Source organism: Sandaracinobacter sp. T42 (assembly GCF_059115405.1).
The window spans coordinates 900,976-924,124 of the sequence record NZ_CM181101.1; the positions used below are offsets into that span (position 1 = coordinate 900,976).

Below are 23,149 nucleotides of genomic sequence, written 5' to 3' on the forward strand. Positions count from 1 at the left end.
CCCGCTTGTTCCGACAGCCCGCTTGGCGGGCGGCAGCGGCGGCGCTACGCTCGCACGCGTGACGAACCTGCTCCTTTGGGCCGCCATCGGCTATCTTCTCGGCTCGATTCCCTTCGGGCTGATCCTCACCCATCTGTCCGGCGGCGGTGACATCCGCTCGATCGGCTCCGGCAACATCGGCGCCACCAATGTGTTGCGCACCGGCAAGAAGGGCGTCGCGGCTGCCACCCTCCTGCTCGATGCCGGGAAGGGCGCGCTCGCCGTCTGGCTGGCCGGGCGCTACGGCCCCGAATATGCGGCGCTTGCGGCGGGCGCGGGCGCGTTTGCGGGCCATGTGCATCCGGCCTGGCTGAAATTCCGGGGCGGCAAGGGCGTCGCCACCCTTCTCGGCGTCGCCTTCGCCTTCAGCCCCTGGGCAGGGCTCGCCTTCGCCGCCGCCTGGCTGGGCGTCGCGGCGGCCACGCGAATATCCTCGGTGGGGGGCATGTCGGCGGGCTTCGCCGCGGCCGTCGCGCTCGGCATCGCGGGCCTTCCCTATGCGGGTGTGCTGGTCGCGTTGCTCGCGCTCTGGGTGTTGTGGACCCACCGGGAAAACATCGCCCGCCTGAAGGCCGGAACCGAACCCCGGATCGGCCGCAAGTCTTGAACCTGCCGCCCGCCGAACGGCTGGCCCGGCTGCGCCTCGCCCGCACCGAGGGCGTCGGCCCCGTCAGCTTCCGCCAGCTCCTCGCCCGCCACGGCAGCGCACTGGCGGCGATGGCGGAAACCACGCGGTCCTGGCTGCCCGCCGCCGAGGCCGAAGCGGAACTGGAAGCCGCCGCCGCCGCGGGTGCGCGGCACGTCCTTCTGGGGGAGGCGGATTACCCGCCCTTGCTCGCGGAACTGGCGGACCCGCCGCCCCTGCTGCTGATCGCGGGCGATGCCGCGCTCGCCGCCCGCCCGGTGGTCGCCCTCGTCGGCGCGCGCAACGCCAGCGCCGCCGGCCGGGCGCTGGCCTTCGAACTGGCACAGGCGCTGGGCGAAGCGGGCTGGGTGGTCGCCTCCGGCCTCGCGCGCGGCATCGATGCGCAGGCGCATCGCGGTGCGCTGCCCACCGGCACCATCGCCTGCGTCGCGGGCGGGGTGGATATCGCCTACCCGCCGGAAAACGCCGCCCTGCAGGATGAAATCGCAGCCGGCGGTCTCCTCCTCTCCGAACTGCCCCCCGGCACCGAGCCGCAGGCCCGCCACTTCCCCCGCCGCAACCGGCTGATCGCCGGCGTCGCGCGCGGCCTCGTGGTGATCGAGGCGGCATCGGGCTCGGGCAGCCTCATCACCGCCCGCCTCGCGGGCGAAGCCGGGCGAGAGGTGATGGCCGTGCCCGGCCATCCGAAGGATCCCCGCTCGTCGGGCGGCAACAACCTCATTCGCCAGGGCGCGACGCTCGTCGAAACGGCAGACGACATCCTTGCCGCCCTCAGCCCCTTCGCCGTCGTGGCGCGGGCGGAGCGCCCAGCACCGCGCAGCGCCAGAGCTTCACCGCGCAGCGCCAGAGCTTCACCGCGCAGCGCCGGAGCTTCACCGCGCAGCGTCGGGACTTCCCCGCGCCGCGCCACGGCGTCCCCACGCAGCGCCGCCCCGTGCGCCGACGGCTCCGAAGGCGGGCTCCTCGAGTTCCTCTCCGTCAGCGGGGTCGCGGTCGATGAAGTGGTGCGCGCATCCGGCCTTCCGGTTTCCGCCGTGCAGGCCGCGCTGGCCGACATGGAAATCGAAGGCCGGGTCGTCCGGCTGGCCGGGGGCAAGGTCGCAAGAGTCGCATAGGTTGCACACAGGGGCCCGGCGCGGCTATGCGCCCGTCCCCAGCACGGGGGTGTCCCCAGGAAGGATGGCAATGGATCTGGTCATCGTCGAGTCGCCGGCAAAGGCCCGGACGATCGAGGGATATCTCGGCGGGGGCGCCAGGGTTCTCGCAAGCTTCGGCCATGTGCGTGATCTGCCGCCGTCCGACGGCAGCGTCGATCCCGCACAGGATTTCGCCATGCGCTGGGAAGTCTCGGTGGATCGGCAGAAGCAGCTGAAGGCGATCACCGACGCCGCGAAGAGCGCCGACCGCGTCATCCTCGCGACCGACCCGGATCGCGAAGGGGAAGCGATCAGCTGGCATCTGGCCGAAGTGCTGCGCGCCAAGAAGGCGGTGCCGAAGGGCGGCATCTCCCGCATCACCTTCAACGCCATCACCAGGGATGCCGTGCAGGCGGCGATGGCGAACCCCCGCAGCATCGATCAGCCGCTGGTCGATGCCTATCTCGCCCGCCGTGCGCTCGATTATCTGGTGGGCTTCACCCTCTCGCCCGTGCTGTGGCGCAAGCTGCCCGGCGCGAAGAGCGCGGGGCGCGTGCAGTCCGTCGCGCTGCGCCTCATCGTCCAGCGCGAGCGCGAGATCGAGGCCTTCACCCCGCAGGAATACTGGTCCGTCGAAGCCCAGATGAAGGCCGCCTCCGGCCATCTGTTCCCGGCGAAGCTCACCGCACTGGCGGGCCGCAGGCTCGACAAGTTCGCCCTCCCCACCGAGGCGAAGGCGGAAGAAGCCCGCAGTCTCGTCGAGGCCGCCACCTTCTCCGTCTCCGCGATCGACCTGAAGACGGTGGTGCGCAACCCGGCGCCGCCTTTCACCACCTCCACGCTCCAGCAGGAAGCCTCGCGCAAGCTGGGCCTCGGCGCACAGCAGACGATGCGCACCGCGCAGACACTCTATGAAGCCGGCCACATCACCTACATGCGCACCGACGGCGTCTCCATGGATGGCGGCGCCATCGCTGCCGCGCGGGACATGGTGATGGAACGCTATGGCCGGGATTATGTGCCCGAACGCCCCCGCGCCTACACGGCCAGGGCCAAGAACGCGCAGGAAGCGCACGAAGCCATCCGCCCCACCAGCTTCGACAAGACGGCGCACGCCCTCCACCTTTCCGACATGGAGGCAAAGCTCTACGACCTCATCTGGAAGCGGGCCGTCGCCTCGCAGATGGCCTCTGCCCAGCTGGAACGCACCACCGTCGATCTCGTCGCGGACGACGGCAGCGCCGAACTCCGCGCAACCGGGACCGTCGTTGTCTTCCCCGGCTTCCTCACGCTTTATGCCGAAGGCACCGACGATCTCGATGACGAGGATGGCGCCCGCCTGCCCAAGCTGATGGCCGGCGAACGCCCGCACACGCAGGCCGTCACCAAGGCGCAGCATTTCACCCAGCCCCCGCCGCGCTATTCCGAAGCCAGCCTGGTGAAGCGGCTGGAAGAGCTGGGCATCGGCCGTCCTTCCACCTACGCCTCCATCATCCAGGTCCTGAAAGACCGGGAGTATGTGGAGCTGGCGCAGAAGCGCTTCCGCCCGCAGGAAAAGGGGCAGCTCGTCACCGCGTTCCTGGAACGCTTCTTCGAACGCTATGTCGGCTATGATTTCACCGCCGGGCTCGAAGGCCAGCTTGACGACATCTCGGCGGACAAGGCCAGCTACCTCCAGGTGCTGCGCGACTTCTGGGCCGATTTCCAGCCCCGCGCCGAAGACGTGATGGCACAGAAGCCCTGGGACGTGGAAAAGGCGCTGGACGAATATCTGGGCGATCACCTCTTCCCGCCCCGCGCCGATGGCGGCGACCCCCGCACCTGCCCCGGCTGCGGCACCGGACGGCTGGCGCTGAAGGTCGGCAAATACGGCCCCTTCATCTCCTGCTCCAACTATCCCGAATGCCGCTTCACTCGCCAGTTCGCCGGCGCGAACGGAGAGGATTCGGGCCCGCAGTCGCTGGGCGATGATCCCGCCACCGGGCTTCCGGTCGAGGTGAAGTCGGGCCGCTTCGGCCGCTATGTGCAATCAGGCGACAAGCGCAGCACCATCCCGAAGGACATGGCCGATCTCGATCTCGAAGGCGCGCTGAAGCTGCTCAGCCTGCCGCGCGAAATCGGCCTTCACCCCGAAACCGGCCTGCCCATTGTCGCCAATCTCGGCCGCTACGGCCCCTATCTGCTGCACGACGGCAAATATGCGAACCTGAAGGACACCGCCGACCTGTTCGAGATCGGCATGAACGCCGCCGTGGTGAAACTGGCCGAACCAAAGGGCGGGCGCGGCCAGCGCACGCCCGCCGAACCGCTCGCCCTGCTGGGCGCCCACCCGGAAACGGGCGTGGAGGTGAAGGTGCTGAACGGCCGCTTCGGCCCCTACATCACCGACGGCAGCGTCAACGCCAATGTCCCCAAGGGCACGGATCCGAAGGCGGTCACGCTGGAACAGGCAGTCGAACTGCTGGCCGAACGCGCCGCCCGCGCCCCCGCCAAAGGCCGCAAGGCGCCGAAGAAGACCGCAGCCAAGAAGGCCCCGGCCAAGAAGGCCGCTACCGGCAAATCCCCGGCGAAAAAGCCCGGGCCGGGCAAGAAGGCCTCCGCTTGAGCCTGCGGGGCAGCTTCTGGATTCATCCGGCATGACCAAGCCGGACAGGCCCCGGAATCCTCCGGCATGACCATGCCGGACAGGGAGGCGATCCTCGCCTTCATCCGGCAGACGCCGGGCGCCGTCGGCAAGCGGGAAATCGCCCGCGCCTTCGGCTTGCACGGCGACGCGCGCGAGGCGCTGAAACAGCTCCTGGCCGAGATGGAGGAGGAGGGCCTGCTGGAATCGGGCCCGGGCCGCACGCTCCACCGCGCCGGGCATCTGCCGCGTGTCGCCGTCCTCGTCGTCCAGTCGGCCGATGGCGCCCGCGTGATCGCCACGCCGGAAAAATGGGAAGGCGAAGGCCCCGCGCCGCGCGTCCTCATCGGCACGGGCCGCGGCAGGCCGGGCGCCGGCCGCCGCGAACGCCACGAGGCCGGAGACAGGCTCCTCACCCGGATCGAGGGGGAGCCGCCGAAATATCTCGGCACCATCATCAAGAAGCTGTCGAAGGGCCATGCAACCCTCATGGGCATCGTCCGCAAGGACGAGCGCGGCGCGCTGCTGCTCCGCCCGCTCGACAAGCGCGAGCGCCGCAGCTGGCCGATCCACCACGGCGCGGATGTCCAGCCCGGCGAACTCGTCCGGGCGGAACTGAAAGGCGCGGGCGCGCGCACCGCCGCCCATGTCACCGCCCGGCTGGGCGACCCGTTCGCCGCCAACGCCTCCCTGTCCGACATCGCGATCGCGGAAAAGGGAATCCCCGCCGAATTCCCGGAAGACGCCCTCAGGGAAGCGGAGCGCGCCGCCCGCCTCTGGGCCGGGGTGCAGCAGGGCGAGGATCCCAAGCGCGAGGACTGGCGCGACATCCCCCTCATCACCATCGATCCCGCCGATGCGCGCGACCATGATGACGCCGTCTGGGCCGAAGCGCAGGATCACGGCTGGACATTGCTGGTCGCCATCGCCGACGTCAGCTGGTTCGTTCTGCCCGGCAGCCCGCTCGACCGGCAGGCCTTCGATCGCGGCAACAGCGTCTATTTCCCCGATCAGGTCGTCCCCATGCTGCCAGAGGCGCTGTCGGCGGATGCCTGCAGCCTGAAGGCCGGCACGGACAAGGCCGTGCTCGCCGCCCGGATGGAGGTAGACCGCGAAGGCGAGATCATCGGCGCCTCCTTCCACCGCGCCCGTGTCCGGATCGCGGCCAACCTCGCCTACGAGGAAGCACAGGCCGTCATCGACGGCCGCGCCGACAACGCGCTGAAGGGGCCGGTCCTCGAACCGCTCTGGGCCTGCTGGGCCGCGCTGTCGAAGGCCCGCGCCCGGCGCGAGCCGCTGGAGCTCGACCTGCCGGAAAAGCGGGTGATCCTCGATGCCGAAGGCCGGGTGAAGGGCATCGCCGTGCGCGAACGCTTCGATGCCCACCGCCTCATCGAAGACATGATGATCGCCGCCAATGTCGCGGCCGCGAAGGCGCTGGAGGCGAAGAAGGCCCCGGTCATGTACCGCAACCACGAAACCCCCGGCCGCGAAAAGCTCACCAGCCTCAAGGATTATCTGGGCACCATGGGCATCAGCTTCGCGCTGGGCCAGGTGGTGAAGCCGGCCACCTTCAACCAGATCACGAAAAAGGCCGAAGGCCGGCCAGACGCCACGGAAATCGCCGAAGCCGTGCTGCGCAGCCAGACCCAGGCCTATTATGCCCCGCGCAACGAAGGCCATTTCGGCCTCGCGCTCGGCTCCTACGCCCATTTCACCTCGCCCATCCGCCGCTATTCGGATGTGCTCGTCCACCGGGCCCTCGTCAGCGCCTACAGGCTCGGCGCGGGCGGCCTGCCCGATGGCGCGGACCAGCGCTTCGCCGCCATCGGCGAACATATCAGCTTCACCGAACGCCGCGCGATGGAGGCGGAGCGCGAGACGCTGGACCGCTACATCGCCCGCCACCTCGGCGCCCATGTCGGGCAGGTGGTGCGCGCCCGCATTTCCGGCGTGCAGGCCTTCGGCTTTTTCGCAACGGTGGACGGCATCGGCGGCGACGGCCTCGTCCCCGTCAGCGCGCTGGGCGAGGAACGCTTCCGCTTCGACGAGGCCGGCCGCTATCTCGAAGGCAGCAACAGCGGCACCCGCTACGCCCAGGGTCAGCGCCTCGACCTCCGTCTGGAAGAGGCGGACCCCGTGACAGGTTCGCTGCGCTTCTCCATCCCCGGCGTGGAGCCCTCCGAACGCCACGCCCCCCGCATCCGCCGCGACGGCGGCAGGGGCGGCCCGAAGCGGGGCGGTCCGCCGCCCGGCGTCCGCCGGGGCCGCAAGCGCTGAGGCCCGCCCGCCGCAGCCCCTTCCGGGGTTGACCTCCGGGGTGATTCTGCCTTAAGGCCGCGCCCTTTCCCGGAAGGCGTCGCCTGCCGGGCCCGATTTTTTGTTTCGAGGACATCATGGCGAAGCCGACGACGGTCAAGATCAAGCTCGTGAGCACCGCAGACACGGGCTACTACTATGTGACCAAGAAGAACCCGCGCACGCAGACCGAAAAGCTGCTGTTCCGGAAGTATGACCCGGTCGCGAAGAAGCACGTCGAGTTCAAGGAAGCCAAGATCAAGTAAGCCCTCTGCGGGTCGGCGCCCAGCGCCGGCGCGCACGTCCGGCGAAACGATCGGCCGTCCTGCAGCCCCATCGGCCGGTCGGCAGGCGGTGAACGGCGCGGCACTGCCGCGCCTTTTCTTTTTGCGTCCCCCGCGCGCAGTCCGCGGCTTGGCCATCGGCGCCAGTCCGGCTACAGCCTCCCGCATGGATTCCACGCTCGCGCTCCAGGCCCTTGCCGCCATCATCGCGGATGATCCCCTGCGCGATCGCTTCCTCGGCCTCACCGGCTATGATCCGGCCACGCTGCGCGCCCGTGCCGGCACGCCCGACATGACGGCGGCCATCGCCGAATTCCTTTCCGGCCACGAGCCGGACCTGCTGAAGATCGCCGGCCAGCTCGGTGTCAGCCCGCAGGCGCTCCTGGCATGAAGCCGCTCCTCATCCTCGACTGCGACGAGGTCATCCTCGAATTCGCCGGCCCCTTCCAGCGCTGGCTGCATGACGCGCGCGACATCGAACTCCGGTTCGACAGCTTCGCCCTCCACGGCAACATGCGCCACCTGTCCGACGGCCGGCTGGTGGACATGCCGGAATTCCCCCCCCTGCTCGATGGTTTCTTCGCCGAAGGTCAGCATCTGCAGGTGCCCGCCGAACAGGCGCTGGAAACGCTGGCGGATCTGCGCCGCGCCATGGACATCGTCGTCCTCACCAACATCCCCGCCGCCTACCGCGACATCCGTCTGCAGATGCTGCACGGGCTCGGCCTCGATGTGCCGGTGCATGCCAACGACGGCCCCAAGGGCCGGATGGTGCAGGAACTGGCCGGCGGCCGCCGCGCCGTCTTCGTCGACGATCTCCCCCCTCACCACCAGAGCGCGGCGAAACATGCGCCGCAGGTGGGCCGCCTGCACATGGTGGCGGATGAACAGCTGCGCGGCCTGATCCCCGCCGCGCCAGACGCGCATGTCCGCATCGATCGCTGGGCGGATGCCCGGCACTGGATCACGGACTGGATGGAAGGAAACACCCCATGAGCATCGAAGCCCGAATCGCCGAACTCGGCCTCCAGCTGCCGGCCGCCGCCGCCCCGGTCGCCTCCTATGTGCCCACGGTCGAGGCAGACAACATGCTCTACGTCTCCGGCCAGATCAGTTTCGCCGCCGATGGCAGCCTGATCACCGGCCGCCTCGGCGCGGACATGGACGTGGCCGCCGGCCAGGCCGCCGCCGAACGCTGCGCGCTGATGATCCTCGCGCAGGTGAAGGCGGCATTGGGCGGCAGCTTCGGCCGGGTGGAACGGGTCGTGAAGCTCGGCGTGTTCGTGCAGTGCACGCCCGAATTCACCCAGCAGCCCGAAGTCGCCAACGGTGCGTCGGATCTGTTCGTGAAGGTCTTCGGCGAAGCGGGCAAGCATGCCCGCGCCGCCGTCGGGGTGCCCGCCCTGCCGCGTGGCGTGGCGGTCGAGGTGGATGCCGTCCTCCAGCTCCGCTGACGTGCCCCCCGCAGGCGGCGAAGCCACAGCCCGTCTCGTCGGCGCCGCGAAGGACATCGCGGCCGCCGATTGGGACAGGCTCGCCGGGCCCGGCAACCCCTTCGCTTCCCACGCCTTCATGACCAGCCTGGAGGAATCGGGCAGCGCAGTCCCGCGCGCCGGCTGGCAACCGCTGCACATCGTGGTGGACGGCCCGGATGGCCGCCCGGCCGGCATCCTGCCCGGCTATCTGAAGGCCCACAGCCAGGGCGAATATGTGTTCGATCAGGGCTGGGCGGATGCCTGGCAGCGCGCCGGCGGAGACTATTACCCGAAGCTCCAGCACGCCACGCCCTTCACGCCCGCCACCGCGCCCCGCATCCTCGCCGCTGATGGCGAAACCCGCGCCCTGCTCGTCGCCGCCAGCGAAACCGTCGTCGCCCGCAACGCGCTCTCCGGCGCCCACGCCACCTTCCTCGCCGATACCGACGCCGCCACCTTCGAAGCGGCCGGCTGGCTGGAACGCAACGACATGCAGTATCACTGGCTGAACGACGGCTACGCCGGCTTCGACGATTTCCTCGGCGCGCTCGCCAGCCGCAAGCGCAAGGCGCTCCGCAAGGAACGCGAAGCCGCCCTCGCCGCGATCGACGGGATCGACTGGCTGACGGGCAGCGATCTCACTGAATCCGCATGGGACAGTTTCTGGGAATTCTATCAGGATACCGGCAGCCGCAAATGGGGCCGCCCCTATCTCACCCGCCGCTTCTTCAGCCTGATCGGCGAACGGATGCCCGATCGCATCCTCCTCATGATCGCCCGCCGCAACGGCCGCCCCGTCGCCGGCGCGCTCAACTTCCTCGGCGCGGACGCGATCTATGGCCGCCAATGGGGCTGCACCGAAGACATCCCCTTCCTGCATTTCGAACTCTGCTACCATCAGGCGATCGACTATGCCTGCCGGCACGGCCTCGCCCGGGTGGAAGCCGGCGCACAGGGCCAGCACAAGCTCGCAAGGGGCTATCGCCCCGTCCTCACCCGCTCCATGCACTTCCTCCAGGATTCCGGCTTCCGCGAAGCCGTCGCCGGTTTCCTCGCCCGCGAACGCCCGGCCATCGCCTTCGAAGCGCAGGCGCTGGCGGAAAGTCTGCCCTTCCGCGAAGCCACGCCCGGCCCGCTTGCCTCCGGCACCGGCGGCCCCTAGCGTCCGCACACACCAATCAAAGGGGGGAATGTCACCATGGCCCGGCATCAGGGGGATTTCCGCCGCTTCGGCGCCATCGCGGCGCTCGCGCTGCTCGGAGCCTGCGCCACCACCGCCCCGCCGCCGCCCACCAGCATCGCGGTCGTGGGCGAACTCTATCCCGGCCTCGGCCTCGCCAAAGGCTATCTGCCGCGCGCCAGCCTGCCGGACAGCGCGGCCCTCCTGCCCGCGCCGCCGGCCCCCGGCACGGCCGCCCTCGCCGCAGACGAGGAAGCGTTTCGCGCCGCCATGGCGGCCACCCCCGAACGCCTCCAACGCGCCGCGGCGGATGCGGATCTGCGCTGGCCGCAGGCCGTCACCGGCTTCGAAGCGGTGCTGGGCGTCAGCCTCTCGGGCGAATCCACCCCCCACACCGCCATGCTGCTGCGCCGCGTCGCGGCGGATGCCGGCGGGGCCACCTCGGCTGCGAAAAAGGCGCACATGCGCACCCGCCCCTTCGTCGCCAACAAGGTTCCAAGCTGCACCCCGGCGGATGAAAAATTCCTCCGCGATGACGGCTCCTATCCGTCCGGCCATGCCGCCATCGGCTGGGTCATCGGCCTCATCCTCACCGATCTCGTGCCGCAGAAGCAGGATGCCCTGCTGAAGCGCGGCTATGATTTCGGGGAAAGCCGCGTCATCTGCCGCGTCCACTGGCAAAGCGATGTGGCCGCCGGCCGGCTGATGGCATCGGCCGCCTATGCCCGGCTCCAGTCCGATCCCGTGTTCGCCGCCCAGCGCGAACGCGCACGGGCGGAACTGGCAAAGCAGTTCTCCCGCTGACAGCGCACGCCATGGCCGTCTTCGATTTCAACCGCGCCATCGTGCGCCTGCCCGCCGAATCGGTCGTCAACGGCCTGCGCGCGGGCGATGGGGAAAGCCCCTCCTTCGAAGGGGTCCGGCGCGAACATGCCGCCTATCTGCAGGCGCTGCGCGCGGCCGGGCTCGATCTCACCATCCTCCCGCCGCTTCCGGACTATCCCGATTCCATCTTCGTGGAGGATCCCGCCCTCGTCTTCCCCGAAGGCGCGATCCTGCTGAAGCCCGGCGCCCCCACGCGCGTGGAAGAGCCGGCGTATCTCGCCCCCACCCTCCGCGACCTGTTCGAAACGGTGCTGGAACTGCCCGAAGGCCATGCCGATGGCGGCGACGTTCTGGCCCTGCCGGACAAGGTGTTGATCGGCCTCTCCGCCCGCACGGACGCAATCGGCGCCAGGGCCCTGATCCGGCAGCTCGCCCGTCTCGGCTACAAGGGGGAAATCGCCCATACGCCGCCCGGCACCCTGCACCTGAAGACAGCCTCGTCGCTGATCGACGCGGAAACCATCCTGTCCACCCCGGCCCTCGCCGAAACCGGCCTGTTCAGCGGCTACCGGCTGCTCCTCACGCCAGAGGGGGAGGAGGGCGCCGCCAATGTGCTGCGCGCCAATGCCTGCCTCCTCGCCGGAAACGCCTGGCCCCGCACGCTCGATCTGCTGGCCGCCCACGGGTCGGCCACGCTCGTCCCGCTCGAAACGGATCAGATCCGCCGCATAGATGCGGGCCTTACCTGCATGTCCCTGCGATGGCGCGCCGCAGCATAGGGCGCCCGGCCTCTACAGCCCGATGCACAGATATTTCATCTCCAGATACTCATCCAGACCGTACCTCGATCCCTCGCGGCCGATCCCGGATTCCTTCACACCGCCGAACGGCGCGACTTCGGTGCTCAGGATGCCGGTGTTGATCCCCACCATCCCATAGTCCAGCGCCTCCGCCAGCCGGAACACCCGGCCCAGATTCTGCCCGTAGAAATAGGCGGCCAGGCCATATTGGGTGGCGTTGGCCGCGGCGATCACGTCGGCGTCCGTCTCGAAACGGAAGATGGGCGCCAGCGGCCCGAACGTCTCCTCCCGGGCAACGGCCATGTCCGCCGTCACGCCGGTCAGCAGCGCAGGGCTCAGGAAGGTGCCCCCCTTCCGTTCGCCCCCCGTCACCAGCACGGCGCCCTTCGCAACCGCATCGGCGATGTGCGCTTCGGTCTTCTCCACCGCATCCATGTCGATCATCGGCCCGATATCGGTTCCGGCCGCCGCGCCGTCCCCGATCGTGAGCGACGCCACCCGAGCCGCCAGCCGCGCCACGAAGGCGTCATGGATTCCGGCCTGGGCATAGATGCGGTTGGCGCAGACGCAGGTCTGCCCCGCGTTGCGGAACTTGGAGGCGATGGCGCCTTCCACCGCCGCGTCCAGATCGGCGTCGTCCAGCACGATGAAGGGGGCGTTGCCGCCCAGTTCCAGGCTGATCTTCTGCACATTCTGCGCGGCGGCGGCATAAAGCTGCTTGCCGATCTCCGTGCTGCCGGTGAAGCTCAGCTTGCGCACCGTCGGGTTGGCGGTGAACTCGGCGCCGATCGCAGATGCGCTGCCGGTGATCACCGAAAGCAGGCGCGGATCCAGCCCCGCCTCCACCGCCAGCACGGCCAGCGCCACGGCAGACAGCGGCGTCGCGCTGGCTGGCTTCACGATCATGGGGCAACCGGCGGCCAGCGCCGGGCCCGCCTTGCGCGTGATCATGGCCGCCGGGAAGTTCCAGGGCGTGATCGCGGCTGCAACGCCAACGGGCTGCTTCAGCACCAGGATGCGCCTGTCGGTGGCATGGGGCGGAATCACATCGCCATAGGCGCGCTTCCCTTCCTCCGCGAACCATTCGATGAAGCTCGCGGCATAGGCGATCTCGCCCCGGCTTTCCCCCAGCGGCTTGCCCTGCTCGGCCGTCATGATCCGCGCCAGATCCTCCTGGTTCGCCAGGATCAGGTCGAACCAGCGCCGAAGGATCAGGCTGCGGGCCTTCGCCGTCTGCCCGGCCCAGGCCGGCATCGCGGCGGCCGCCGCCTCGATGGCCTCCGCCGCCTCCGCCCGCCCCAGCTTCGGCACATGCGCCAGTGTCGCGCCGGTCGCCGGGTTGCACACGGCGATGCCCCGCTCGTCCCCCTCGATCCATCGGCCGGCGATCAGGTTCGCCCCGCGCAGCAGCTCCGGGCGGGTCAGGGTCAACGTCATGGCAGGGCCTCCTCGCATCGGTTCCGGAAGGGGTGGAGTGGCCCATCCCCTTCGCGCAGGCAAGGCTGGCGGTCACGGCGCATCCCGCCGGGCAGGGCTATTCGGCCTGCTTTTCCTGCGTGGCCGGCAGCGTCTCGGCCGTTTCGGCCTTCCGGTCCGTGAAGCGGATGGCGATCAGGCTCAGTTCGTACAGGATCACCAGCGGCACGGCCAGCAGCAGCTGCGAAACCACATCGGGCGGCGTGAAGATCGCCGCGATCACGAAGGCGACAACGATGAAATAGCGGCGGAAGCCCACCAGCTGGTCCCGCGTCACGATTCCCGCCCGGTTCAGCAACACCAGCAGCACCGGCAGCAGGAACGCCACGCCAAAGGCGAACAGGAACTGCATGATGAAGGACAGATACTGGCCGACGGAGGGCAGCGCCTCCTGGCTCACCCCGCTGTTGCCCAGATCCCCCTGGAACCCCAGCAGGAACTTCAGCGCCGTCGGGATCGCCAGGAAATAGGCGAAACAGGCCCCTGCCACGAACAGGAAGGGCGTCGCCGCCAGGAAGGGCAGCAGGGCCGCCTTCTCCTTCCGGTAAAGCCCGGGCGCCACGAAACGCCACATCTGCGTGGCGACAACCGGGAAGCTCAGCATCAGCGCCCCGAAGAAGGCAACGCGCACCTTCACGAAAAAGGCCTCGAACACCTGGGTGAAGATCACCCGGTCCTGCCCGGCCGCCGCCAGCGGCCGCACCAGAAGGGCGAAGATCTGCTCGGCAAAGGCGAAACAGATGAAGAAGGCCAAAAGGATCGCCGCGACGGACCACAGCATCCGGGTGCGAAGCTCGATCAGATGATCGATCAGCGGGGCCTTGCTGTCGTCGATGTCGGGAATCATGGCAGCGGCCGTTCGGCCGGGGGAATGTCCGCGGCAGGCTGCGCGGCCGGGGTCTCGGCAGCCGGCGTTTCGACGGCAGGCGTTTCGGCGGCGGTGGCTTGTGCGACGGGTGCTTCGGCGGTGGCGGTTTCGGCCATGATCCGGCGGTTATGTTCCGCCCACTGCTTCTCCATTTCCTCCATCTCGGCCTGCCGCATCATCTCGTCGAAACCGGCGCGCAGGTGGCGCGTCATGGCGCGGGCCTTGCCGGTATAGCGCCCCAGCGTGCGCAGGGCGTTCGGCAGGTCCTTCGGTCCGATCACCAGCAACGCCACGATCGCGACGAGTAGAAGCTCGGTTCCGCCGATCTCGAACATGGGAAAAGCCGGTCAGGCGCCTCAGCGGGGCGCCTGATCCTGTGCCGGTTGCGGCTGCGCCGCGCCGGTCTGCTGCGTCACCTGTGCGGCCGGGGGTGCGGGGGCGGGCGGGGTTTCCTCGTCCGCAAGCCCCTTCTTGAAGCTCTTGATGCCCTTCGCCAGGTCGCCCATCATCTCGGAAATGCGGCCCCGTCCGAAGAGAAGCATGACAACGAGGGCCACGATGACCCAGTGCCAGATGCTCATGCTGCCCATGGTTACTACTCCTCGTCACGCCGCGCGGGGCGCTCGTTCGCCTATCTAGTCGTTCGATCCATCCGGCGCCAGTGCGTCAGCGTCCGCGTCACCCGCAAAGGGCGGATGATCCCCCTCGATCGGATCGGGCAGCGGCTCCAGCAGGCCGGCCGCCTTCAGCTCGGCAAGGCCCGGCAGGTCGCGCCGCGTCTCCAGCCCGAAATGCGCCAGGAAGGCGGGCGTTGTCGCATATTGCATCGGTCGACCGGGCGTCTCGCGGCGTCCGGCCGGGCGGATGAAGCCCGCCTCCATCAGCGTGTCCAGCGTGCCGCGCGCCGTCTGCACGCCCCGGATCTCCTCGATCTCGGCACGTGTCACCGGCTCGTGATAGGCGATGATGGCGAGCGCTTCCTGCGCGGCGCGGCCCAGCTTCCTGGGCACGTCACGCGCCCGTTCCAGCACATGGGCGCAATCGGGCGCGGTCTGGAACAGAAAGCGGCCGCCGCGCTGGACCAGGTTCACCCCGCGCGGGGCGTAATCGGCCACAAGCTGCTCGATGGCGGCCCCCAGGTCGCCATCGCCGGCATAGGTTCGGATGTCGGCCGGCGTCAGCGGCTCCGCAGCGGCGAACAGCACGGCCTCCACCCGGCGGACATAGCCGGCGGAGTCCGCAGTCGCCTCTTCAGTCGACATCTTCGACGTCAGCCTTCTCGCCCGTCACCCGCTGGCTCAGCGCCGCGGCCATGAAGGGGTCCAGCTCGCCGTCCAGCACGTCCCCGGGGGATGTGCTCGTCACACCAGTCCGCAGGTCCTTCACCAGCTGATAGGGCTGCAGCACATAGGATCGGATCTGGTGGCCCCAGCCGATGTCCGTCTTGGTGGCGTTGATGGCGTTCGCTTCCGCCTCGCGCCGGGCCAGTTCCGCCTCGTACAGGCGCGCGCGCAGCATCTTCCAGGCGGTCGCCCGATTCTTGTGCTGCGACCGTTCCGTCTGGCACGAAACCACGATGCCGGAAGGCAGGTGGGTGATCCGCACCGCCGAATCGGTGGTGTTGATATGCTGCCCGCCGGCGCCCGATGCCCGGTAGGTGTCGATCCGGCAGTCCGATTCCTTGATGTCGATCTCGATCGAGTCGTCGATTTCCGGATAGACCCAGACGCTCGAGAAGCTGGTGTGCCGCCGGGCGGAAGAATCATAGGGGCTGATCCGCACCAGCCGGTGCACGCCCGATTCGGTCTTGGCCCAGCCGAAGGCGCCTTCGCCCTTCAGCAGGATCGTCGCGGACTTGATGCCCGCCTGCTCGCCTGCGTTGTAGTCGATCAGCTCGACCTTGAAGCCGCGCCGTTCGCCCCAGCGCATGTACATGCGCTGCAGCATCTCGGCCCAGTCCTGGCTTTCGGTGCCGCCTGCGCCGGAATTGATTTCGATGAACGCGTTCAGCCCGTCGGCCTCGCCCGACAGCAGCGCCTCCACCTTGTCATGCTCGGCCTTGGCTTCCAGCTCCGCCAGGGCCTTCACGCCCTCGTCGACGAGCGCCTCGTCGCCTTCCATCTCGGCCAGTTCGATCAGCTCGACCGTGCCTTGAAGCTCGGATTCGATCTTCTTCGTGGCCGTGATCGCCTCGTCCAGCTTGCGCCGTTCGCGCATCAGCTCCTGGGCTGCTTTCGGATCGTTCCAGAGCGCGGGATCCTCCGCGCGGTGGTTCAGCTGGTCGAGCCGTTGAAGGGCGCGATCCCAGTCAAAGAAACCTCCTCAGCAGGGCAAGCGCCTGCTCGATCTTGTCGATGTGGTTCTGGGCTTCTGCACGCATGATGGCGGCCGTTTAGGGGGCAGGGGCGGCTTCGGGCAAGTTCTTTCCGTTCGTGCCGTTCCACAGCATCAGCCGGAACAGCAGGAAGCCCGCGCCCGCCGCCGCCGCGATGCCTGCATGCAGCAGCCAGAACTGCACCGGCGCCATGGTGGAAAGCAGCCCGCCGATCCGCCCCACCAGCCAGTTCCCGGCCGAAAAGGAAAGGTAATACAGCCCGATCACCGTCGCGTTCAGCGGCGCGGGCGCAACCCGCGCGAACAGCGCCAGCGTCACCGGCATGATGTGCGCGAAACCGATGGAGTTCAGCACATGGAACAGAACCGGCAGCAGCAGCCCGATCCGGCCATCGCCCTGCGTTGCCGCCGCCAGCGCCAGCACCAGCATGCCCGAAGTGGTGAAAGCGCTGCCGATCAGGATCTTCCCCAGTTCGTCAGGCTCCCGGTGGCGCTTGCTCCACCAGCGCCAGAACAGCGCCACGCCCGCCAGGAACGAAACCGACACGATCGCATCCAGCGTCACCAGCCAGGTGGTCGGCAGCCGGGTGTCCCCGAACATCAGGTTGAACTCCGAATCGCCCCACACAAGATAGGCGTTGAAGATCTGGTTGTTGGGGATGATCGCCAGCGCCAGCACCGGGATCAGCGCCAGCAGGCCGAAGGTCTGCTTCCATTCGGCGGGGGTCAGCTTCAGCTTCGCGCGCGCGCCCCTCTCCAGCGCCGGGTCCGCCGGCAGGTGGCGCTGCCCCGCCACATAGATGGCAAGCCCGATCAGCATTCCGATCCCGGCCGCGCCGAAGCCCCAGTGCCAGCCGACCTTCTCGCCCAGCGTCCCCACGATCAGCGGGGACGCGATGACACCGGCGTTGATCCCCAGATAGAAGATCTGGAACGCATCCGCCCGGCGGTTGTCCTCGGGCCCGTACAGCCCGCCCACCTGGCTGGCGATATTCCCCTTGAACAGGCCCGTCCCCACGATCAGGCACAGCAGCGCCAGAAGGAAGGCCGGCTCGAACGCCATCAGGAAATGGCCCGCCGCCATCAGGATCGCCCCGGCAAGCACGGTCCGCCGCCGCCCCAGCCAGCGGTCCGCGATGATCCCGCCAGCGATCGGCGTCAGATATACAAGGCTGGTGTAAAGTCCGAAGATGGCGCTCGCCAGCGGCTGCCCCTCCAGCCCGCCCAGCATCCCCTGCAGTGCCTCCAGCCCCCAGACCTTCTCGAAACGGCCCGGCAGCAGCAGGTATTTCACCATGTAAAGCACCAGCAGCGCCTGCATCCCGTAATAGGAAAAGCGCTCGAAGGCCTCCGCGAACGACAGATAGCCAAGTCCCCTGGGGTGCCCCAGGAAGGCGCGGTCGTCGCGGCTGCTCCGCTCGGTCGTGCTCAATAGATTCCGCCTTGCTGTCTCAGGAAGTCGCTGTCCGATTTCACCCGCGCCTTCGGCTGCACCGGCTGCAGCGCCTTCAGGTCGTCGGCCGTGCGATAGATCCGGCGCGGCTCGCTGTCGGCCTTGAACGCCTCCCAGATCACCGCCGCCTTCGGCTCCGAAGAGGGCCACGCGCCATAGACCCGCCTGCCAGAGCGGCGATCCACCCGCACCATGCGGATGCCCGCCGGGGCGATGAACGGCATCGGCTCCTGCGGATTGTCCTTGTAGGCCTCGGTATAGAATTGGCGCCAGATCGGCGCGGCGAAGGTGCCGCCCTGCAGGCCGCCCAGGTTCCGCGGCTTGTCATGCCCGATATACAGGCCCGCAACCATGGTGGGCGTGCCACCCACGAACCACACGTCCTTCGGCCCCGTCGTCGTGCCGGTCTTGCCGGCGATCGGCACCTCCAGCGACCGCAGGACCGCCGCCGTGCCGCGCTGCACCACCCCTTCCATCATGTGAGTCACCTGATAGGCGGTGCGGGCGTCCATCACCTGCCGCCGCGTATCGCGCGGGCGGGGCATGGCCTGCCCCTGCCAGCGCGCAGCCAGGCAGCCTTCGCAGGGGCGCGGATCGGCGCGGAACAGAATCTTGCCGTTCCTGTCCTGAACCAGGTCGAACAGCAGCGGCTCCACCGCCTTGCCGTTGTTCAGCAGCATGGAATAGGCGTTCACCAGCTTCATCGGCGTGGTTTCCCCCGCGCCCAGCGCGATGGCCAGAACCGGCTGATAGTCCCCGATCCCCAGGTCCTTCGCCAGCTTCACCACATTGTCCATGCCGCTGTTGTAGGCGATGCGGATGGTCATCAGGTTGCGCGATTGCTCCAGCCCCCAGCGCATCGTCTGCGCCCCGGCATAGCCGCCGGAAAAGTTGCGGAAGCATTTGGTTCCCAGGCTGCGCGACTGATACACGCAATAGGGCGCGTCCGAAACGATGGAGGCAGGCGTCATCCCGTTGTCGAGCCCCGCCGCATAGACGAAGGGCTTGAAGCTGGAACCCGGCTGCCGCATCGCCTGCGTCGCCCGGTTGAAGCTCGATCCCTTCACGTCGAAGCCGCCCACCATCGCCAGCACCCGGCCGGTCTGCGGCTCCTGCACCACCATCGCGCCGGACACCTCGGGGATCTGCCGCAGGCCATAGCTCCGGCCGCCGATCGGGGCCACGGGGATCACGTCCCCCGCCTTCAGCAACTGCCAGGCCGGAACGCCGCCCTTGGCGCGCATCGCGTCTCCGTTCGCCAGCCGTCCGCGGGAACCGTCGGCAAAGCCCAGCGTCATGCCGGATCCGTCCTTCGCCAGCACCACCGCGACCTTCCATTCCGGCACGCCCGCACCAACCGGGGCCGCCCGCAGCCGGCCTTCCCAGCCGTCGCCCGTCTCGATCGTGGCGGCCGGCCCGCGCCAGCCACGGCCCGAATCATAGCGCAGCAGCCCGTTCCGCAGCGCCTTTTCGGCCGCCGCCTGGATCACGGGGTCGATGGTCGTGCGAACCCACAGCCCGCCCGCATAGACGCTGTTCGGCCCGTCCTCGGCATCCTCGCCGAACTTCTCGATCAGCTGGCGGCGGACCTCCTCGATGAAGTAGCCGCCCACCGCCGCCTGCCGGTTGGCGACGCCGCCCGTGGTCGTCTCGATGGGGGAGGCCTTCAGCGCCTGCGCCTGCGCCTGCGTCAGGAAGCCATTGTTCGCCATCTCGCCCAGCACATAGTTGCGGCGCTCCAGCGCCCGGGCATAGTTGGTGCGCGGATTGTAATTGGAAGGCGCCTTCAGCAGCCCCGCCAGGAATGCCGCTTCCTCCGCCCGCAGTTCGGCGGCGGGCTTGCCGAACCAGCTCTGCGCGGCGGCCTCGATCCCATAGGCGTTCCGGCCCAGGAACACCTCGTTCAGATACAGTTCCAGGATCTGTTCCTTGGTGAACTGCTGCTCGATGCGCTTTGCCAGAATCGCCTCGCGCACCTTGCGCGCGATGGTCACGTCATTGTTCAGCAGCAGGTTCTTCGCCACCTGCTGGGTGATGGTGGAGGCCCCCACAGGCCGCTTGTCACTCCCAAGTGACCGCACATTGGTCCAGATCGCCGTGAGGATCCCGGCATAGTCCAGCCCGGAATGCTCGAAGAAGGTCTTGTCTTCAGCCGAGGTCACCGCCTGCACCACTACCGGCGGAATCTCGGCATAGGGCAGGTAGATTCGCCGTTCCCGCGTGAAGCTGTGGAAGGGCGTCCCGTCGCTGCTGCGCAGAGTCGTCGGCAGGGGGGACTGGTAATTGGCCAGGCTCGCCGCGTCGGGCAGGCCCCGGCCCACCAGCAGCCAGATCAGGAACAGCCCCGCCAGGCCCAGCGCCAGCAGGCTGCCCAGCAGGATCAGGGTCTTTCTGGGCAGGCGTCCCACCAGGGCCCGGGCACGTTCGAACAGGCCGGGGGTGGGGGCGCCGGCCCCGGAGTTTGCGGCATCCATGCCCCGCCTTTAGCGCGTGCCCGGGCCTTCGCACAGCCCATCTTGCGGGGCAGGCGCCGCGAAGGCGCCGGGCCGATCGCCCTGCGGCACTGAAAGCCGCGCTTCATGGGCCACAAGCTTTCGCTTCTGGCCCGAAAGCCGCTTCGGGCGCATCTGCCGGGCCATGGAACAGACTGGTGAATTGTGGCTGGTGGGCGCAGGGCCGGGGGATCCGGATCTGCTCACGCTGAAGGCCGCCCGCCTGATCGCCCAGGCCGATGTGCTCGTCCATGACGGGCTGGTGGGCGAAGGCATCTTTGCGCTGGCTCGCGCGGATGCCCTGCGCATATCGGTCGAAAAGCGTCGGGACCGGCACGCCATGCCCCAGCAGGATATCAACGCGCTTCTGGTGCGTCTGGTGCGCGAAGGCCGCAGGGTCGTCCGCCTGAAGGGCGGGGATCCGTTCGTGTTCGGCCGGGGCGGCGAAGAGCTGGAGGCCGCGCGCGCCGCCGGAATCGCCTGCGGGGTCGTGCCCGGTATCTCGGCCGCCAACGGCTGCGCGGCCGAAGCGGGCCTTCCCCTCACCCACCGCGCGCTCGCCAGCGCCGTCAGCTTCGTGGCCGGCACCTGCCAGGGCCTGAAAGAACAGGACTGGCGCGGCCTTGCCGGTCCGGGCCGCACGCTCGTCATCTACATGGGCGTGACCACGGCCGCCCTCATCGCCGAAAAGCTGATCGCAGACGGCGTCTCGCCCGACATGCCCGTCGCCGTCCTTGAGCGCGGCACCCTGCCCGGCGCCCGCGCGATCCGCACCCTGCTCGCCGAACTGGGCGATGTCGTCGCCCGCGAAGCCGTGCGCAGCCCCGCCGTGCTGGTCGTCGGGCGCGTCGCAGCCCTCGCCGACGCGGAGGATGTCATGGCGCGCGACGCCGTGCGCGAACTTCAGGAGTATGTGTCGTGGTGAAGCTGCTGACGGGCAATGAACTGGTGCGCGGCGACGTGCTCTGGTGGACCGGCGCCGGGTGGAGCCTCTCCATCGGCGATGCGGTTCCCGTCGAGGACGGCGATGCGATCATCGCGCGCGAATCCGTCCACGAACGCGTCAGCGATCTCACCCTGATCGACGCCGAGCCCGTGGCCGGCGGCGTCCGCTGGCGTCCGGTGAAGATCCGCGAGCGTATCCGCAGCTATGGCCCCACGGTCCGCGCCGATCTCGCGCGCGAAGGACAGGACTGGAACTGATGTACCGCTATGACGAAATCGACCAGGCGATCGTCGACGCCCGCGTCGATGAATTCCGCGACCAGGTCGGGCGCCGCCTCGCCGGCCAGCTGGATGAGGATCACTTCAAGCCGCTCCGGCTGAAGAACGGCCTCTATCTGCAACTGCACGCCTACATGCTCCGTGTCGCCATCCCCTATGGCACGCTGTCATCGGCCCAGCTCAGGAAGCTGGGCCACATCGCCCGCCGCTACGACCGGGGCTATGGCCATTTCACCACCCGCCAGAACATCCAGTACAACTGGATCCGTCTGGAAGACGCCCCCGACATCCTTGCCGAGCTCGCCACCGTCGAGATGCACGCCATCCAGACCAGCGGCAACTGCATCCGCAACATCAGCTCGGATCAGTATGCGGGCGCCGCGGCAGACGAGGTGGACGACCCGCGCATCTGGGCGGAGCTTCTGCGCCAGTGGTCCAGCTTCCACCCGGAATTCAGCTATCTGCCCCGCAAGTTCAAGATCGCCGTCATCGCCTCCGCGGCGGACCGCGCCGCGCTGAAGCTGCACGACATCGGCCTGCAGGTCGTGCGCGATGCGGCGGGTGAAACCGGGTTTCGCGTGTTCGTGGGCGGCGGCATGGGCCGTACGCCGATCATCGCCCCCGTCATCCGCGAATTCCTGCCCGCCACCGATTACCTCAGCTATGTCGAGGCGATCCTGCGCGTCTACAACCGCTACGGACGGCGCGACAACATCTACAAGGCCCGGATCAAGATCCTGGTGAACGAACTCGGCGCCGCCGAATTCGCCCGCCAGGTCGAAGCCGAGCACGCCATCGTGAAGACGCTGGGCATCGACGCCCCCCAGGCAGAGCTTGATCGCATCCGCGCCTTCTTCCAGCCACCGGCCTTCGATACCGGCCTGCCGGATACGGTCGACAGCAGCGATCCGGCCTTCGCCAGCTGGGTGTCCCGGCAGGTCGCCGCGCACAAGGCGCCCGGCTACGCCATCGTCAACATCTCGCTGAAGCCGGTCGGGCAGATCCCCGGCGACGCCTCGGCCGAACAGATGGAGGCCATCGCCGATCTCGCCGAACGCTACAGCTTCGACGAGATCCGGGTGACGCATGCCCAGAATCTGGTGCTGCCCCATGTGCGCAAGGCGGATCTGAAGGCGGTCTGGGCGGAACTGGTCCGGATCGGCCTCGCGGATGCGAACCTCGATCTGGCAACCGACATCATCGCCTGCCCGGGCCTCGATTACTGCACCCTCGCCAACGCCCGATCGATTCCCGTCGCGCAGGATATCGCGAAGCTGCTGGCGCCGCGCGAAGCCGAACTTGGCGAACTGAAGATCAAGATTTCCGGCTGCATCAACGCCTGCGGCCACCACCACGCGGGCCACATCGGCATCCTCGGGGTCGATCGCAAGGGGGTGGAAAACTACCAGCTCCTCCTCGGCGGCTCCGGGGCCGAGGATACCAGCCTCGCCCAGATCCTGGGCCCCGGCTTCGATGAAACCGGCATCGTGGCCGCCGTGGACCGGCTGACCACCGCCTATCTGGCCCGGCGCCAGCCGGGCGAACGCTTCCTCGATACCTATCGCCGCCTCGGCGCGGCTCCCTTCAAGGAGGCGGTCTATGGCTGATCTCTTCGTGCTCGACGACCGCGCCCGTCCCGGCGCCGAACCCGATGTCATACTCACGCCCGAAGAGGATGTCCGCGCCCATGCCGGTCTCGGCAACCATGGGGTCATCGGTCTCGCCTTCCCGAAATGGCGCGACGGCCGGGCCTATTCCTCGGCCCGGATCCTGCGCGAGCAGGGCTTCCAGGGCGACATCCGCGCCATCGGCGATCTCACCGTCGATCAGCTCGTCTATCTGAAGCGGGCAGGCTTCTCCTCGCTCGCCCCGGAACGGCCCGTCGATCCCAAAGTCGCCGCCCGCGCCCTCGCGCGCTTTCCCTTCGTCTACCAGCGCGCGACAGACGACACCCAGCCCGCCTGGGCGCTGCGCCACGGGGGCCCCGCCCGATGAG

Annotated in this window: 23 protein-coding genes; 15 read left to right on the forward strand and 8 right to left on the reverse strand. The window is 68.8% G+C overall.

Translation table 11 applies throughout. The features are described 5' to 3' along the window. Positions 1-58 precede the first annotated feature (58 nt). The 11 genes from plsY (at position 59) to ACW9TV_RS04355 (ending at position 11,285) form a co-directional block, all read left to right on the forward strand. On the forward strand, positions 59-646 hold the full coding sequence (plsY, locus tag ACW9TV_RS04305; RefSeq protein WP_494304622.1) for a glycerol-3-phosphate 1-O-acyltransferase PlsY: 588 nt from the start codon (positions 59-61) through the stop codon (positions 644-646). Further along, positions 643-1,800, forward strand: coding sequence for a DNA-processing protein DprA (gene dprA, locus ACW9TV_RS04310; RefSeq protein WP_494304623.1), 1,158 nt, complete (start codon positions 643-645; stop codon positions 1,798-1,800). The genes plsY and dprA overlap by 4 nt, the downstream gene beginning before the upstream one ends. A 70-nt stretch (positions 1,801-1,870) precedes the next feature. Continuing rightward, the gene (topA, locus tag ACW9TV_RS04315) at positions 1,871-4,426 is read left to right on the forward strand and encodes a type I DNA topoisomerase (RefSeq protein ID WP_494304624.1); all 2,556 of its coding nucleotides are present in this window, start codon (positions 1,871-1,873) and stop codon (positions 4,424-4,426) included. A 66-nt stretch (positions 4,427-4,492) separates the two neighbouring features. Continuing rightward, positions 4,493-6,724, forward strand: a complete 2,232-nt coding sequence (locus ACW9TV_RS04320) for a ribonuclease R family protein (RefSeq protein WP_494304625.1) — start codon at positions 4,493-4,495, stop codon at positions 6,722-6,724. A gap of 116 nt (positions 6,725-6,840) precedes the next feature. After that, positions 6,841-7,008 (forward strand): 50S ribosomal protein L33, encoded by a 168-nt coding sequence (rpmG, locus tag ACW9TV_RS04325; RefSeq protein ID WP_494304626.1) that lies wholly within the window; start codon positions 6,841-6,843, stop codon positions 7,006-7,008. Positions 7,009-7,192: 184 nt separating this feature from the next. Further along, a complete protein-coding gene (locus ACW9TV_RS04330; RefSeq protein ID WP_494304627.1) occupies positions 7,193-7,417 on the forward strand; it encodes a DUF3572 family protein in 225 nt (74 codons plus the stop codon). Continuing rightward, on the forward strand, positions 7,414-8,022 hold the full coding sequence (locus ACW9TV_RS04335; RefSeq protein WP_494304628.1) for an HAD family hydrolase: 609 nt from the start codon (positions 7,414-7,416) through the stop codon (positions 8,020-8,022). Before ACW9TV_RS04330 ends, ACW9TV_RS04335 begins: the two co-directional genes overlap by 4 nt. Further along, a complete protein-coding gene (locus ACW9TV_RS04340) occupies positions 8,019-8,480 on the forward strand; it encodes a RidA family protein (protein WP_494304629.1) in 462 nt (153 codons plus the stop codon). The genes ACW9TV_RS04335 and ACW9TV_RS04340 overlap by 4 nt, the downstream gene beginning before the upstream one ends. Then, positions 8,458-9,663, forward strand: coding sequence for a GNAT family N-acetyltransferase (locus tag ACW9TV_RS04345; RefSeq protein ID WP_494304630.1), 1,206 nt, complete (start codon positions 8,458-8,460; stop codon positions 9,661-9,663). Before ACW9TV_RS04340 ends, ACW9TV_RS04345 begins: the two co-directional genes overlap by 23 nt. A 36-nt stretch (positions 9,664-9,699) precedes the next feature. Further along, positions 9,700-10,485 (forward strand): acid phosphatase, encoded by a 786-nt coding sequence (locus tag ACW9TV_RS04350; RefSeq protein WP_494304631.1) that lies wholly within the window; start codon positions 9,700-9,702, stop codon positions 10,483-10,485. Between the two features lie 11 nt (positions 10,486-10,496). Further along, positions 10,497-11,285 carry an arginine deiminase family protein gene (locus ACW9TV_RS04355; protein ID WP_494304632.1) on the forward strand — a complete coding sequence of 263 codons (789 nt, stop codon included), beginning with the start codon at positions 10,497-10,499 and terminating at the stop codon, positions 11,283-11,285. A gap of 12 nt (positions 11,286-11,297) precedes the next feature. Here the strand turns inward: ACW9TV_RS04355 and ACW9TV_RS04360 are convergent, their stop codons facing one another. The 8 genes from ACW9TV_RS04360 to ACW9TV_RS04395 form a co-directional block, all read right to left on the reverse strand. Further along, entirely contained in the window at positions 11,298-12,743 is a 1,446-nt protein-coding gene (locus ACW9TV_RS04360; RefSeq protein ID WP_494304633.1) for an NAD-dependent succinate-semialdehyde dehydrogenase, read from the reverse strand. Between the two features lie 97 nt (positions 12,744-12,840). Next, positions 12,841-13,629, reverse strand: a complete 789-nt coding sequence (gene tatC / locus ACW9TV_RS04365) for a twin-arginine translocase subunit TatC (RefSeq protein ID WP_494304634.1) — start codon at positions 13,627-13,629, stop codon at positions 12,841-12,843. After that, positions 13,626-13,985, reverse strand: coding sequence for a Sec-independent protein translocase protein TatB (gene tatB / locus ACW9TV_RS04370; protein ID WP_494304635.1), 360 nt, complete (start codon positions 13,983-13,985; stop codon positions 13,626-13,628). The genes tatC and tatB overlap by 4 nt, the downstream gene beginning before the upstream one ends. A 21-nt stretch (positions 13,986-14,006) precedes the next feature. Further along, positions 14,007-14,240, reverse strand: a complete 234-nt coding sequence (locus ACW9TV_RS04375) for a twin-arginine translocase TatA/TatE family subunit (protein ID WP_494304636.1) — start codon at positions 14,238-14,240, stop codon at positions 14,007-14,009. Positions 14,241-14,285: 45 nt separating this feature from the next. Continuing rightward, positions 14,286-14,912 carry an SMC-Scp complex subunit ScpB gene (scpB, locus tag ACW9TV_RS04380; RefSeq protein ID WP_494304637.1) on the reverse strand — a complete coding sequence of 209 codons (627 nt, stop codon included), beginning with the start codon at positions 14,910-14,912 and terminating at the stop codon, positions 14,286-14,288. Continuing rightward, positions 14,902-16,030 (reverse strand): peptide chain release factor 2 gene (gene prfB / locus ACW9TV_RS04385; RefSeq protein WP_494304638.1). Its coding sequence is split into 2 segments (ribosomal slippage): positions 14,902-15,960 and positions 15,962-16,030, totalling 1,128 coding nucleotides; the frame shifts between segments, so codons are not numbered across the junction. Before prfB ends, scpB begins: the two co-directional genes overlap by 11 nt. A 12-nt stretch (positions 16,031-16,042) precedes the next feature. Beyond that, positions 16,043-17,416: a peptide MFS transporter gene (locus tag ACW9TV_RS04390; protein WP_494304639.1), complete on the reverse strand. Its 1,374-nt coding sequence runs from the start codon at positions 17,414-17,416 to the stop codon at positions 16,043-16,045. Beyond that, positions 17,413-19,911, reverse strand: coding sequence for a penicillin-binding protein 1A (locus tag ACW9TV_RS04395; protein ID WP_494304640.1), 2,499 nt, complete (start codon positions 19,909-19,911; stop codon positions 17,413-17,415). Before ACW9TV_RS04395 ends, ACW9TV_RS04390 begins: the two co-directional genes overlap by 4 nt. Positions 19,912-20,074: 163 nt before the next feature. On the opposite strand from ACW9TV_RS04395, the gene cobA reads away from it, so the two are divergent. The 4 genes from cobA to ACW9TV_RS04415 are packed head-to-tail and all read left to right on the forward strand — an operon-like array spanning position 20,075 to position 23,148. Further along, positions 20,075-20,854: a uroporphyrinogen-III C-methyltransferase gene (cobA, locus tag ACW9TV_RS04400; protein ID WP_494304641.1), complete on the forward strand. Its 780-nt coding sequence runs from the start codon at positions 20,075-20,077 to the stop codon at positions 20,852-20,854. Further along, on the forward strand, positions 20,848-21,132 hold the full coding sequence (locus tag ACW9TV_RS04405) for a DUF2849 domain-containing protein (RefSeq protein WP_494304642.1): 285 nt from the start codon (positions 20,848-20,850) through the stop codon (positions 21,130-21,132). Before cobA ends, ACW9TV_RS04405 begins: the two co-directional genes overlap by 7 nt. Continuing rightward, positions 21,132-22,760 carry a nitrite/sulfite reductase gene (locus ACW9TV_RS04410; RefSeq protein WP_494304643.1) on the forward strand — a complete coding sequence of 543 codons (1,629 nt, stop codon included), beginning with the start codon at positions 21,132-21,134 and terminating at the stop codon, positions 22,758-22,760. Before ACW9TV_RS04405 ends, ACW9TV_RS04410 begins: the two co-directional genes overlap by 1 nt. Then, positions 22,753-23,148, forward strand: coding sequence for a DUF934 domain-containing protein (locus ACW9TV_RS04415; protein ID WP_494304644.1), 396 nt, complete (start codon positions 22,753-22,755; stop codon positions 23,146-23,148). Before ACW9TV_RS04410 ends, ACW9TV_RS04415 begins: the two co-directional genes overlap by 8 nt. The last annotated feature ends 1 nt before the right edge of the window (position 23,149 follow it).